Source organism: Pyxidicoccus sp. M15 (genome assembly GCF_056858435.1).
The window spans coordinates 5,904,587-5,918,415 of sequence record NZ_CM166495.1 but is presented as its reverse complement, the minus strand read 5'-3'; the positions used below and the strand labels follow the sequence as shown (position 1 = coordinate 5,918,415).

Here is a 13,829-nt window from a genome sequence, read left to right as displayed (position 1 = left end):
ATGCCACTCAGGACGATCCGGGTACACGCCGTCCCACCCCATCCCGCCAGGCCAGGACGGCGGCGTGACGACAGAGGCCTTCGGACGTGCCCTCTCCCAGGAACTTCCTCGCCAGGGTGCTCGGCGCCCTCACCGGCACCGGGGGCTCCCGCGAGCCCCCCAGGCCAAGAGGCCGAATCGCCGCGCCGTCGAGCTCGCCTTCTACCTCCGCTCGCTGGACCGCTACCGCGTCTACGTGAGCGCCAGCGCGGCGGCACCGGTGCGGTGGCTCCGGGTCGCCAGCTTCGAGAACGGCCTCATCCAGACGCGCAATGGCACGTCGCTGGAGCCAGCCTCCGTCCGCTGCTACGCGGTGACCTACCCCAGCGGCGTGCTCACCACCGTGGAGCCCGCCGATGCGAGCCCTCTGCCGTCAGGCGCCCACTTCCAGCCCTCCGACTCGCCGACGACCGACGTCCTGCGGGACTCCGACCTCGAAGCGGGCCGGGCCTGGGCGCGCATCGACTTCGCCACCTCGGGCCCGAAGCTCCTCCGCATGCGCGGCGCCTCTTCAGGAACGAGAATTCGGAGCAACACGCTTCGGTGATGGGCTGACAACGCCCCAAAAGCCATCGCACCCGACAGGCATGCGGCCGCAACGAGCGCTCGTCACACACGGCGTGGCCGGCGCTCGTGCGCGGCGGTGCCCGACAGCAGGCAGGGCTCTCTTGAAACACCTCGACCGCGAGCGACCGCACGAGGGAGTTCCGCCCACCCAGCCGGCAGTGACGCGACTTGACGCTCGACAGTCACGTCTTCAGCTTGAACTCATGCCGGTAACACGGCGGGGAGACAGCATGGAGCGCGATCTCAAGCCCGCGGCAATGGCACTTCCGAAGCAGGACGACGCCTGGCCACAAGGGAAGTACGGCCCGATCTGGCCCCGCACTCCCGCCTGCCATGGCTTCACCATCATCGCCAAGGTCAAGCCGGGCCGGGCGGACGTCATCCGAAGCCACGGCGAGAAACTGGCAAAGACGCTCGAGGCAGACCCGAGCGTCCTCGCACCGCTCAAGCTCCACTACCTGAGGTGGGTGCTCTTCGATAACGACACCCGCTTCATGTACCAGGGCATCTTCGACACCGACTTCGACAAGTACACCGAGGACGCGGTCGTGCTGTTCAAGAAGGTGGGTGTCGATACCGTCTTCGAGAACCTGGAGGACTTCCCCTCGGACTGGAAGTCCAACCCGGAAGCCTTCGTCCGCTTCGTCCGGGAACACCAGTGCCCGAGCTTCCTCGAGTATGGCGAGTACCCCTACGTCACGGCCGACGAAATCAAGAAGGCCTTGAGAGTCAAAGACGCGCTCTCGGACATGCTCGACCAGCTCCAGTGAGCAGCCGCGTCCCGCGCCAGGCCTTCCCGGCCGGAGGAATAGAGATGCAGACCGAACCCGCTCGGACCTACAACCAGAACCACGTGCCACGGAAGTACGAGCGCGGGCGGCGGCGGGTCAGCGTCTACGTCTCCTGGACGTACCCCGGCGAGTCGAACAGGGACCTCACCGTCATGGACAACCGCTACTCGACCATGACGGAGGTGCGCCGCGTGCTCTGGCCGGAGTATGAGAACCCCCGCTTCTCGGACCCGATGCGGTTCCAGCAGGGCATCGCGGGCGCGCTGGAGCTCTTCTTCTGGGCCTGGACCCGCTTCCAGCAGGTGGCCGGCGAAGTCACGGGGCACACCGTTCCCGTCTTCCAGCGCGTTGACCAGGCCGGCTTCTCCCTGCCGCTCGACGAGCGCGTCCTCGGCGACACCGACACCCTGCTCCTCTTCGGCCTGGACCACATGGCGACGGAGCAGGAGGCCTCGGCCGGAGAACTCGAGGCGCTGCGGGCCTTCCTCGCGCGGGAGGGCACCTGCCTCGTCATCGGGCCGCATCACGACGTGGGGGCGTCCTCCAACCTGGAGGAGCGCGCCATGGAGTATGCCCACCATGGCGATGCCCTGGTGCCCCGGCAGCAGCGCTTCGGCCTGTTCTGCCGTTCCATCCTGAGGAGCCTGGGCATTCCCGTCGAGAACCGCTTCGGCCTCCGCCCCGCGACCTCCGGCAAGCGAATCGCGCCGCTCACCATCCAGCGGGATCTGGATACGCGGGGCTACCTGACGGGGGTGACGTCCTTCAACCTCCACTTCCACCTGCCGCACTACGAGGTGTTGGACCCGCAGGGAAAGGCGGCCCGCGTCCTCGCCCGCCAGCCCATCGACCTCACCCGGCCACCCCACCCGTTCACCGCGGCCGGCAACCGCGAGTTCAACACCTGCGTCTGGGTCCCGCCCGAGGGCAAGCGCGCGGGCGACGTGCTGGTCGTCGACTCCACCGTCTTCTCCACCCTGTTCGGCGTCGACGAGAGCCTCGAGCGCTTCTGGAAGAACATCTGCCTGGCCCATTGAGCGAGCGAGCACCATGTCCGGACGCGGCGACAGCCTGCTGGAGCTGGAAGACATCCAGGCGGGAGTGGTCCGCCCCCGGCCCACGCCCTATGCCGCGACCTACGTCCTCTTGCGAGTCGACGAGCGGGCCGCCGGCCGTGAAGTCCTGGGGCGGCTCAGCGAGGTCGTCGCTTCAGCCGCCAACCCCGACCGCCTCGCGGGCCGGGCCTGGGCGTCCGTGGCGCTCACCCGCTGGGGGCTCGAGGCCCTGGGCCTCCCTCCGGAGTCCCTGCGGAGCTTCTCCTGGGAGTTCCAGCAGGGCATGGTCGCCCGCGCGAGCGCCCTGGGCGACACCGGTGAGAGCAGCCCGGAGCATTGGGAGCGTCCGCTGGGCACCTCGGAGGTCCACATCGTCGTGGTGGTCGTCGCCCCGAGTCGCCAGCTGCTCGACGGCGAGCTGGCGAGGGCCCGGAAGGCCTTCGAGACGCTTCCCGGCGTCACGCCCATCTGGCGCCAGGACTGCCACGCGCTGCCCACCGAGACCGAGCCCTTCGGCTTCCGGGATGGCATCAACCACCCCGCGATAGAGGGAAGCGGCATTCCAGGCACCAACCCGCATGAGCCACCGCTCAAGCCCGGTGAGTTCGTGCTGGGCTACCCGGATGAGCTGGGAGGCCTCAGCCCCCTGCCCCAGCCGGAGGTCCTGGGACGCAATGGGACGTATGCGGTCTTCCGGAAGCTGCACCAGCGCGTCGCGACGTTCCGGCGGTACCTGAGGGAGAATGCGGCCTCCGCCGAAGATGAGGAGTGGCTCGCGGCCAAGATGATGGGCCGCTGGCGGAGCGGGGCCCCGCTGGCCCTCTGCCCCTTCGCGGATGACCGCGCCCTGGGCGCGGACCGCGCCAGGAACAATGCCTTCCAGTACGCGGACGACCCGACCGGGTACAAGACACCGGCGGGCTCACACATCCGGCGCACGAATCCACGCGACACCCCGGTGGCCGGAGTCGTGAGGCTGCACCGGATGATTCGCCGCGGCACCGCGTATGGCCCCCTGCTCCCCGAGGGCGTGCTGGAGGACGACGGTGTCGACCGGGGATTGATGTTCGCGTTCATCGGCGCCCACCTGGGCCGGCAGTTCGAGTTCGTGCAGTCGGAGTGGGTGAACGCGGGCGCGTCACTCGGCCTGGGGGATGCGCGGGACCCCGTCGCCGGGCCCAACGCGGGGACCGGCTCGTTCTCCATTCCCAGGCGTCCCGTGCCCAGGCGCCTTCGGGGCCTCTCCCAGTTCGTCGTGACGCGCGGTGGCGAGTACTGCTTCATGCCCGGCCTTCGCGCGCTGCGCTGGCTCGCGGGGCTCAAGTCTTGAAGCGACACGCTCGGCGTCTAGCAGTGCCGTGCAATCGCCGACACCAGTTCCTCCAGCCGGGGCGGCTTCTTGATGAAGGTGGCGGCATTGAGCTTCTCGGCGTTTTCCTGCACGTCCCGGTACGCGGACACCACCACGACGGGAATGTTCGCGAGCACCGGGTCCTGGCACTGCGCCTCCCGGAAGGCATGCCCGTCCATCACCGGCATCATCAAATCCAACAGGATGAGGCAGGGCAGCACAGCCGCGCTCTTGAGGTACGCCAGCGCCCGCTCCCCGTTGGACGCGCCCACGACGTCACAGCCCTGCTCCTCCAGCAGCTCCAGCAGGGCCTCGCGGATCTCCGTGTCGTCCTCGACCACCAGCACCTTGTGCCGCTTCACGAGGCCACCCCCGCTCCCGCGGACGCCCCTGGCGCCGCCGCCGGCCTGGGCGTGCGTGGCAGGGTGACGATGAACCGGGCCCCGTGGGGCTCCACCTTCTCGACGGCGATGGTGCCCCCATGGGCCTCGGTGATCTGCCGGGCGACGTACAACCCCAGGCCCATCCCTCCATAGTGACTCATCGAGGCCGCCCGCTCGAAGCGGTCGAAGATCCGCGCATGCTCGGATTCCGGCACCCCCGGCCCCTTGTCGGCGACCGTGAGGACCGCGGTGTCTCCCTCGGCGCGCACCGACAGCTCCACGGGCGTTCCCGCCGCGTACTTGAGGGCATTGGCCAGCAGGTTGGTGATCACCTGCTCCACGCGAATCCGGTCCCACTCGCCCGTGACGGACTCGCCGACGTGGAGCGACAGCTCGCAGCCCTCCTTGGCGGCCTGCTCACGGAAGCGGTCCACGACGTCCTCCACGCTCCGGGCCAGGTCGAGCCGCTCGGGAGACAGGACGAACCGGCCGGTGGCGATGCGGGATACGTCCAGCAAGGTTTCCACCAGCGCGGTCAGCCGCTCTCCCCCCTTGAATGCACGCTCCGCCTTGTTGCGCAGCTTCGGCTCCAGCGTCTGGCTCCCATGAAGCAGGCTCTGGAGCTGGAGCTGGATGGCGCTCAGCGGGGTCTTCAGCTCGTGCGACGCGATGGAGAGGAACTCGTCGCGCAGGCGGATGGCCTCCTGGGCCTGGGCGAGCCGCAGCCGCTCCTGCTCCGCGTTGCGCCGGTCCGTGAGGTCGCGCGTCACCTTCGCGAAGCCGAGGAGCTTGCCGTCGAGATCCCACATCGGCTGCAGGACGACGGTCGCCCAGAAGCGAGTGCCGTCCTTGCGCACCCGCCACCCCTCCTCCTCGAAGCGTCCGTCCCGGACGGCGACCTCGAGCTCCATCTCGCACTTGCCGCTCGCCACTTCCTCGGGCAGGTAGAACCGCGAGAAGTGCTGGCCGATGATCTCCTCGGGCGTGTAGCCCTTGATGCGAGCGGCGCCCGTATTCCAGGTGGCCACGTGGCCCTGCGGATCCAGCATGAAGATGGCGTAGTCCTTCACGCTCTGGAGGAGCAGCCGGAAGCGCTGCTCGCTCTGGCGAAGGGCCTCCTCCGCCGCGCGCCGCGCCGTCAGGTCCCGAGTCACCTTGCTGAACCCGATCAGCTTTCCTGACTCGTCCCGGAGCGCGGTGATCACCACGTCGGCCCAGAAGCGCGTGCCGTCCTTGCGCACCCGCCAGCCCTCGTCCTCGACCCGTCCGTCCCGGACGGCGATGGAGAGGAGCCGCTGGGGCCTTCCGTCCGCCACGTCCTCGGGGGTGTAGAACCGGGAGAGGGAATGGCCGACGATTTCCTCCTTCGTGTAGCCCTTGATGGCCTGGGCTCCCGAGTTCCAGGTCTGGACCTGGCCCTCCGGGTTCAACATGAAGATGGCGTAGTCCTTCACGCTCTGGATGGCGAGCCGGTAGCGATGCTCCTCATTCTGGCGGAGCGCTGGGGGTTCGGATTCATCCTTCGAGGATGGCTGGACGGGCTGAGGGGTGATGCTCACGGATGACGCTCCAGCGGTAGGGGGACCCAAGGCCAATGAAGCAGCCTACGGAATAAGGACTCGACCCCCACATGTAACCTGTTGAGGCCCAACAAACTGTTCAGTCATGTACTTGCCGGCCGGGCCGCGAAACCGCGACCGAGCCTGCGGACGGGCAACCGCCTCGACGGCGACTCCAGCAGGGGGGCAGCCCGGGGGGAGTGGCGAGAGGGCTTCTCCCTCCCTTCCATTGCTCATACCGCCTGGAGCTGCGCTCCGCACACCTCGTCCAGGAACGAGGAGATGGCGGCGTTCACCGCCTCCGGCTGCTCCAGGTTGCTCATGTGCCCGCCGTGAGGCAGCCGCAGCAGCCGTGAGCCGGAGATGCGCTCATGCAGCCGGTCCGCCATCTCCGGCAGCGTCACCGCGTCCTCCTCGCCCACGAGGATCAGCGTCGGGGTGACGATGCGGTGCAGCTCGTCCTCCACGCTGCGCCGGTGGATGACGCCGTCCATCGCCCGCCATACCCCGCGCGGGTTGCGGGCGAGCTGCCGGCGCAGCGCTTCCCGCTCCGCCCGCCGCGCCGGGTCCTTCATGAACGTGGGCCCGAAGTAGATGCGCATGATGCGGTCCACCACCGGCCCCAGCCCCAGCCAGTGCGTCACCGCGGAGAGCAGGCGGTAGCGCGGCAGGTTGCTCGGCAGCTCCGCCCCCGCGGACGTGTCCAGCAGCACCAGCGAGCTCAGGAGCTCCGGGTGACGCGCCGCCACGCGCAGCCCCACGAAGCCTCCCATGGACAGGCCCACGAAGTGGCACGGCGCCAGCCGCAGCGCCTGGATGACGGACACCGCGTCCTCGTACACCGTCCTCAAGTCGATGGGCTTGCCGTCCTCGGGCGCCTCGCTGAGGCCCTGCCCCCGGTGGTCGTAGCAGATGCACCGGTAGCGGCCCTTCAGCGCCTCCACCTGCCGGGAGAACAGATGCGAGTCCCACAGCAACCCATGGCTGAAGAGCACGGGCTCACCGGGCCCTCCAGAGTCCTCGTAGTAGAGCTTCGCGCCACGGATGGACAGGAACGGCATGGATATCCAGGATGGGGCGGTGGTCCGGAGCCGAAACCCTGGCTCCAGGACGATTGTTTCCTGCCCCCTCCCATGCCCCCTCCCCTGGTTTGACAGGACGGCGAGGCGGCTGCCAAACAGGGGGACCATGGACCTCTCCCCCACTGCCTGGCAGCTCTGGATGGTCGCGGCGCTGGTCTGCGGAGCGCTCGAAATCAAGCTCTCCGGCTTCGTGATGCTCTGGTTCTCCGCGGGAGCGCTGGCCTCCTCGCTCGCCGCGGCGCTGGGCCTGGGCATCAACGTCCAGCTCTTCCTCTTCACCGCCGTCTCCGCCGGCCTCTTCGCCGCCTCGCGCACGATTTTCAAAAACGTTTTCATGCGCACCGCCTCGCATTTGAAGACAGGCGTCGAGGCGATGCTCGGCCAGGAGGCGGTGGTGGTGGAGACGCTCGGCGAGCCCCACGGGGGCACCGTGCGCATCAACGGCGAGCTGTGGACGGCGCGCTCCCTGTCGGGGCTCGTGGCCGAGGGCGAGCGCGTCACCGTGGAGCAGGTGGAAGGTCTCAAGCTTTGGGTGCGCCGCCCTTCGGCGTCGCTGTCGGTTCCCGTCGCGGAACACAAGAAGGAGAGGGCCTAGTGGACTTCGTAACCGTGCTTCTCATCATCGCGGCGGTGGCGGTGGGCTTCGCCCTCATCACCGGCATCCGCATCGTCCCCCAGGCCAAGGTCATGGTGGTGGAGCGGCTGGGCAAGTTCCACAGCGTGGCCACCAGCGGCCTCAACATCCTGATTCCCTTCCTCGACAGCCCCCGCGCCATCGAGATGCGCGCGGGCAACCGCGTCATGCGCAGCAACCTGGTGGACTTGCGCGAGCAGGTCATGGGCTTCGAGACCGTGCAGGTCATCACCCACGACAACGTCAACATGGAGGTCGGCTCGGTCATCTACTACCAGATCGTCGACCCCGCGAAGGCGCTCTACCAGGTGGAGAACCTGGCGCTGGCGATTGAGCAGCTCACGATGACCAACCTGCGCAACGTCATGGGCGGGCTGACGCTGGACCAGACGCTCACCAGCCGCGAGACGGTGAACACCAAGCTGCGCATCGTGCTGGACGAGGCCACCGAGAAGTGGGGCGTGAAGGTGACGCGCGTGGAGCTGCGCGAAATCGAGCCGCCCCAGGCCATCAAGGCCGCCATGGCCAAGCAGATGACGGCCGAGCGTGAGCGCCGCGCCGAGGTGACGAAGGCCGAGGGCGACAAGTCCGCCGCCATCCTCCAGGCCGAAGGCGAGAAGATTTCGCGCATCTTGCGCGCCGAGGCCGAGCGCGACGCCGAGGTGGCTCGCGCCGAGGGCCACAAGCGCGCCGTCATGCTGGAGGCCGAGGGCAAGGCCGAGGCCACCCGCCTCGTCTTCGAGGCCATCCACCAGGGCCGGGCCACCCCCGAGGTGCTCGCGCTGCGCTACATGGAGACCCTCCAGGAGCTGGGCAAGGGCGACAACAAGATGTTCATCCCCTACGAGGCCACCGCCGCCCTGGGCGCCGTCTCCGCCATCAAGGACCTCTTCGCAGAGAGCCTTCCCAAGCAGCGCGCGCCCGCCCAGGCCCCCGCCCCCGCCGCTCGCGCCCCCTCGGCCGCGGCGCTGAGCGCCCAGGCCATTGCCCGCGGCGCCTCCGTCCCCGAGGCGGCCACGCTCGTGGGCACGCCCGCCGTCCCGGTGCGCCGCCCGCGCCCGCCCGTCGAGTCCCAGGACGACTGACGCACCGTCCTTTCCGGGCCCGGCGCGGGAACCCTTTCCGCGCCGGGGTGTCCTTGAGGCCGGACACCGCAGTCACCCGGAGACACCATGAAGGAAGCCTTCATCGCTGGCGGTTGGGGCATGTACCCCACGTTGCTGGCCGGACTCGCCCTCATCGCCACCTGCCTCCTGTACGCGCGCCGGCCCGAGGCGCGCTACGTGCCGCTGATGCTGGCGCTCGGCCTGTTCACCCTGATGGCCGGAGCGCTCGGCTTCGCCTCCGGCCTCATCTCCATGATGCGCTTCGCGGACTCGGACGTGCCGGCGTCCGTCTTCCTCATGGGCTTCGGTGAGTCGCTGCACAACGTGGCGCTGGCGCTGATTCTGTCCACGATTGGCACGCTGCTGGCCTCCGTCGGCGCACTGCGTCTGGCGCGCGGGGCGGCGGGGGTTTCGCGTCCCGTGGTGGGCTGAAGCCGGCAGCGGGAGCTCCCCCTGTCAGGGCGCCTGCGTGCGCCCCGTCCAGCCGGGCCCGAGGGTGTGCCGGGGTTGCATTCCGGCGCGCCGCTTGCCATAGATTGCGCTGCTGATTCCACCGGAGGGCCTGACACCCCCTCCCTACGCGAGGTCTGACGCACCCTTGAAGCTGAGCCGCTGAAATCCAAGGCCGTTTGGGTCTCTCCCGCGCTGAGCCGCCTCGTGGCGGGCTCGCGCCCTGGATTCAGGAGCTCGCTTCTATGTCATCCGCTCGCGCGCACCGCGTGTCGTTCGCCTTTTCCGACGCCGTCCCCGTCCTCTCCGAAGTCGACTTCCACCTGCCCTCCGGCTGGACGGGGCTCGTCGGCGCCAATGGCGCTGGCAAGTCCACCCTCCTCCGCCTGCTGTCCGGAGAGCTGTCGCCCACCGAGGGGCACCTCCAGTTCGAGCCGCCCTCGCCCACCGTCATCCTCTGTCCCCAGGAGGTGGAGACGCTGACGCCCGGCATCACCGCGTTCGCCGAGTCGTGGGACTCGCTCGCGCGGCGGCTGCATGGGCAGTTGGGGCTGGACGTCACCGCGCTGGAGCGCTGGCCCACGCTGTCCCCGGGAGAGCGCAAGCGGTGGCAGGTGGGCGCGGCCCTCGCCGCCGAGCCCCACGTGCTGCTGCTGGACGAGCCCACCAACCACCTCGACGTGGAGGCCCGCACCTGGCTCATCTCCGCGCTGCGGCGCTTCCGGGGCATCGGCGTCGTCGTGTCACATGACCGCTCGCTGCTGGAGGCCCTCACCACGTCCACCCTGCGCGTGCATGCCGGCGGCGCGCGGCTGTGGCCGGGTGCGTACTCCGCCGCCCAGGGCTACTGGGAGGCCGAGCGCGAGGCGGAGGTGGCCGCGTACCAGGGGGCTCGCGCCGAGCAGCGGCGCGCGGCGCAGCTGCTGGACCAGGCCCGGCGAGAGCAGCAGGCCGTCACCGCCAACCGGCAGACGCGCAAGCGGATGAAGGACAAGAACGACAACGACGCGCGCTCCATGGGCGCCAAGGTGGTGGCCGGCTGGGCCGAGGACGGCGCCGGCAAGCGCGTGGGCGTGGCGCGCCGCGAGCTGGAGCGCGTCAGCGCCGCGGTGGGGGAATTCACCGCGGACAAGACGGTGGGCCGCTCCGTCTTCGTGGGCTACGTGCGCTCGCCCAACCCGTGGCTCTTCACGCTCGACGTGCCCGCCGTGCGCGCGGGGGACGTGGAGCTGCTCGGGCCGGTGAACCTGTCGGTGGGCCGCGAGGCACGCGTGCGCGTCGAGGGACCCAACGGCGCCGGGAAGAGCACCCTGGTGCGCGCGCTGCTGGAGCACGCCCGCGTGCCCCTGGAGCGCGTGCTGTACCTGCCCCAGGACGTCGGCGCCGGGGAGGCCCGGGCCACGCTGGACGCGGTGCGTGCGCTGCCTCCGGAGGAGCGTGGGCGCGTGTTGTCCCTGGTGGCCGCGCTCGGCGTGGACCCGGAGCGGCTGCTCGCGTCGGAGCAGCCGTCCCCCGGCGAGGCGCGCAAGCTGCTCATCGCGCGAGGCCTGGGGCAGCACGCGTGGGCGCTGGTGCTGGACGAGCCCACCAACCACCTGGACCTGCCGTCCATCGAACGGCTGGAGGCGGCGCTGCGCGAGTACCCCGGCGCGCTGCTGCTCGTCACCCATGACGCCGCGTTCGCCCGCGCGTGCACCACGGAGTCCTGGCGCGTGGAGCATGGGCGGGTGGAGGTGAGCACGGGATGAAGCAGGTCCTGTTCTCCCGGCCCCTGGCGTGATTGTCTTCAGCACCAGGGGCCGCCGAATCAGGGGAAGCGCACATGGGGGATGAAACCACGCGAGTGGGAGCGCGGAAGGCGCCGGTGCCTTCACGCGCCCCCGGCCGCCCGAAGGCCTCACCCATCCTTCCCCAGAACGAGGCCGCCGCCGCGCGCGACGAGCTGCGACGGGCGCTCCAGGACACTTCGTCGCCCACCATGGACGTCGCACCGATGGACGCGGGCATGTCCCTGGACGTGGCGGGTGACTCCGGATGGGCGCCCGCCCCCGACGCGTCGGCGCCGCGCGGCTCGCATGAGGGCCAGCGCGCCGGCGTCTGGGGCACCTTCGCGCCGTCCGCCCTCGTGGCCGGGGAGACGCGGGGCGCCTTCGCCTCGGAGGCCGCCGCCATCGCGGCGGCCAAGGCGCTGGGCACCCCCGCCGTCATCTACCTGGAGACAGGGCGCTTCTTCGTCCACACGCTCCTCGTCGACTCGGTGTTCGACTTCACCTACGACGAGCTGCGCATCAACCGTGGCGGCACCGCCACCAGGGTCCGGAGCGAGCTGGACGTCTGGGCGGTGGTGACCGAAGACGGCGTGCCGCTGCGGCCCGGCGTGGAGATGGAGCGCGGCGCCACGCACAACATCCTGGACGGCGCGGATGCGCGGGGCTCCCGGAACGCGGACCCGTTCGAGGGCTACCGCGAGGCGCTGGGTCCCGGGCTGGGTGGCGTGAAGGAGCGGGACGCCTTCCTCACCGCCTTCCAGGCCGCCATGAAGGACGGGGCACTGGCCGTCCTGGAGCGCAGCCAGGACGAGGTGCGCCGCAAGCGGGACGCCTTCGCGCGCGGGACTCGTGGCATCGGTCCGTCCGAGGTGGAGACCGTCCACCGCACCGCGTCCGAGCTGGCGGACCTCGACGCGCGCATCGACGCGAAGGTGTGGGAGTTCGGCGCCGCCTCCATCCAGCGGACGGAATCCATCGACCTGCGCCGCGAGGAGCGCAAGCTCGCCCTCGACCGGGAGATTACCGCCCTGCGCCAGCAGCGCCGGGAGGCACTCACCCGCTACCCCATGCTGGGGCGGGTCGGCGACACGAAGGCGTTCGCCGCGAAGGACACCTCGGACAAGCTCGCGGCGCTCGGCACGGACGCGGAGCGAATCCTCCAGGACATCGTCGCCACCCGCGCGGACGTCATCAGCGGAGACCTGAACCTGTGGGGCGTGCCCTCACTCGTGGACGCCACCGTGGCCGGCCTGGGACTCTCCGAGGAGGGCCTGGCGTGGGTGAAGGAGAAGGTGACATCCGAGGCCCGCTGGAAGGCGGTGACGGACGCCACCCTCGCGGTGTTCGGCCTCGCCTTCGGGATTGCCGCCGCCGTGGCCTCCGGCGGCACCGCGGTGGCCTTCGCCGCGGGCGCACTGGGCACGGGTGTGGTGGACGCGGTGCGGACCACCAACGCGTACCTCACCGACAGCTCCGCCGCGAACACGGCGCTGGACCCGAACCAGGCGCTGGTGCCCAAGGACCTCGGCGGTGACTGGGCCTGGCTGGTGCTCGCCTGGGTGGGCGTGGGCCTGGACGCGGCGGACGTGGTGAAGGCGGTGCGGGCCGTCAAGGCGGGCGCGGGCCTGGGCGACGCCGCGCGGCGCCTGGCGCGCAACGAGAAGGAGCTGGAGAAGCTGCTGGCCGCGGCCGGCGAGCTGGAGCCGGGGACGCTCGTCACCGAGGCGAACCGCGCGGCCCTGTCCCGCCGCCTGGGCGCCTCCATCGACGTGGACCCGACGCTCGGCTCCGAGGTCCGCGTCCACTACACGCTCGACGCGGAAGGCCGGGTGACGGGCACCTTCGTGAAGGTGGGCTCCGAGGCCTCGGCCGTGGACGTCCTCCTGCACCGGCGCACGGTGCAGTTGCTGGAGCGCTACTCCGGCCTCACCGGCAGGCTGCGCGAGTTGTGGGAGCGGCTGGCCTCCTTCGCCACGGGCCGGGCCCGCGACGTCAACCCCTTCCCTCCCGGCTCGCGCGCGTACGAGTCCTGGCTGGAGCTGCAGAAGCTGCCCCTCCTCATGGAGGCGCGGCGCCGCAGGCTGGGCACGGCCGGCACCCTCACCCGCGAAGCCGAGGCCCTGCTCCAGGACGACGTCCGCTTCCTGGAGTCGGAGCTGGCGCATCACCGAGAGGTCGTCGAGGCCCTCGCGACGGAGAAGGGCTCGGGCTTCATCGCCAAGGCGGCCCGCACCAACAAGGCGGCCCTCAAGGCGGGCTACCCGAAGCCGCCCAACATGGACTGGTACTATTACGTCCAGCCCGACGCCACGGACAGGAAGCGCTTCGTCCTCCGCCGCTACGTGGACGCTCCCGAGGAGGCCCTGCCGCTCCGGCCCGAAATCGTGGATGGGAAGCCCACCGGGAAGTTCGTCTCCGGAGAGCTGACGCGCGCCGAGGAGGCCGAGGCGCTCGTGAAGAGCTGGCCCCAGGCCGCACAGGACGCCTTCCACGCCGCGGAGGCCGGCGCGAAGAAGAAGTTCGGCGACAACTTCTACAGGCTCGTTCCCATTGAAGGCATGTCGCGCACGACGACGAAGCTGGGGACGCTGTTCACACCGGACCAGCTCGACGAGCTGCGGGACATCCTCCGCGAGACGCTGCGGCGCGAGGGACGGCCCCACAACAAGGCGGCACTGGACGCGGCGCTGGCGCCCGTGCTGGGCCATGAAATCACCGTCGTCCGCGGAACGGACCAGCTCCGTGCCTTCAACTACCGCGGCTTCTACGAGAAGGGCGGCCTGACGGCGGAGGGTGACCTGCACCACCTCATTCCCCTGTACCTGGGAGGCGACCACCGGCGCCTGCTGGACATGGAGCCGGACCTGCACCAGCAGCTCCACGCCCTGGTGGACGCCGTCAGCTACAAGAAGGGCACCCTGGCCCCCTATTCCGTGGTGCAGTCCGTCCGTGACGCCTTCGCTCCCGCCATGGCCGCCCTGCTCAAGGACGGCCGCATCGTCATCAAGCGTGTCACCGAATCGTTCTAGCCAGTGCTCTCGGA

Annotated in this window: 12 protein-coding genes; 9 read left to right on the top strand and 3 right to left on the bottom strand. The window is 70.2% G+C overall.

Translation table 11 applies throughout. From position 1 onward, the window contains the following. The first annotated feature begins 64 nt into the window (after positions 1–64). From ACX9TP_RS22255 to ACX9TP_RS22240, 4 genes are all read left to right on the top strand, one after another. Positions 65–586: a hypothetical protein gene (locus ACX9TP_RS22255; protein ID WP_482981736.1), complete on the top strand. Its 522-nt coding sequence runs from the start codon at positions 65–67 to the stop codon at positions 584–586. A 250-nt stretch (positions 587–836) separates the two neighbouring features. Beyond that, positions 837–1,376: a hypothetical protein gene (locus ACX9TP_RS22250; protein ID WP_482981735.1), complete on the top strand. Its 540-nt coding sequence runs from the start codon at positions 837–839 to the stop codon at positions 1,374–1,376. A gap of 44 nt (positions 1,377–1,420) precedes the next feature. Beyond that, positions 1,421–2,434, top strand: coding sequence for a hypothetical protein (locus tag ACX9TP_RS22245; RefSeq protein ID WP_482981734.1), 1,014 nt, complete (start codon positions 1,421–1,423; stop codon positions 2,432–2,434). Between the two features lie 13 nt (positions 2,435–2,447). After that, positions 2,448–3,782, top strand: a complete 1,335-nt coding sequence (locus ACX9TP_RS22240; RefSeq protein ID WP_482981733.1) for a Dyp-type peroxidase — start codon at positions 2,448–2,450, stop codon at positions 3,780–3,782. A gap of 17 nt (positions 3,783–3,799) precedes the next feature. On the opposite strand, the gene ACX9TP_RS22235 is transcribed toward ACX9TP_RS22240, so the two are convergent. The 3 genes from ACX9TP_RS22235 to ACX9TP_RS22225 all read right to left on the bottom strand — a co-directional run bounded on the left by ACX9TP_RS22235 (position 3,800) and on the right by ACX9TP_RS22225 (position 6,806). Then, positions 3,800–4,165, bottom strand: coding sequence for a response regulator (locus ACX9TP_RS22235; protein WP_482981732.1), 366 nt, complete (start codon positions 4,163–4,165; stop codon positions 3,800–3,802). Next, complete coding sequence (locus ACX9TP_RS22230; protein ID WP_482981731.1) at positions 4,162–5,745, bottom strand: sensor histidine kinase; 1,584 nt, start codon at positions 5,743–5,745, stop codon at positions 4,162–4,164. The genes ACX9TP_RS22235 and ACX9TP_RS22230 overlap by 4 nt, the downstream gene beginning before the upstream one ends. A 233-nt stretch (positions 5,746–5,978) precedes the next feature. Further along, a complete protein-coding gene (locus ACX9TP_RS22225; protein WP_482981730.1) occupies positions 5,979–6,806 on the bottom strand; it encodes an alpha/beta fold hydrolase in 828 nt (275 codons plus the stop codon). A 127-nt stretch (positions 6,807–6,933) separates the two neighbouring features. Here ACX9TP_RS22225 and ACX9TP_RS22220 point away from each other — a divergent pair, with 127 nt between their 5' ends. The 5 genes from ACX9TP_RS22220 (at position 6,934) to ACX9TP_RS22200 (ending at position 13,815) form a co-directional block, all read left to right on the top strand. Next, positions 6,934–7,422: an NfeD family protein gene (locus tag ACX9TP_RS22220; protein ID WP_482981729.1), complete on the top strand. Its 489-nt coding sequence runs from the start codon at positions 6,934–6,936 to the stop codon at positions 7,420–7,422. After that, entirely contained in the window at positions 7,422–8,546 is a 1,125-nt protein-coding gene (locus ACX9TP_RS22215) for an SPFH domain-containing protein (protein WP_482981728.1), read from the top strand. The genes ACX9TP_RS22220 and ACX9TP_RS22215 overlap by 1 nt, the downstream gene beginning before the upstream one ends. Before the next feature lie 87 nt (positions 8,547–8,633). Next, positions 8,634–8,999: a hypothetical protein gene (locus ACX9TP_RS22210; protein WP_482981727.1), complete on the top strand. Its 366-nt coding sequence runs from the start codon at positions 8,634–8,636 to the stop codon at positions 8,997–8,999. A 263-nt stretch (positions 9,000–9,262) separates the two neighbouring features. Continuing rightward, entirely contained in the window at positions 9,263–10,765 is a 1,503-nt protein-coding gene (locus ACX9TP_RS22205; RefSeq protein ID WP_482981726.1) for an ATP-binding cassette domain-containing protein, read from the top strand. Positions 10,766–10,881: 116 nt separating this feature from the next. Next, a complete protein-coding gene (locus tag ACX9TP_RS22200) occupies positions 10,882–13,815 on the top strand; it encodes an AAA family ATPase (RefSeq protein ID WP_482981725.1) in 2,934 nt (977 codons plus the stop codon). Positions 13,816–13,829: the final 14 nt, after the last annotated feature.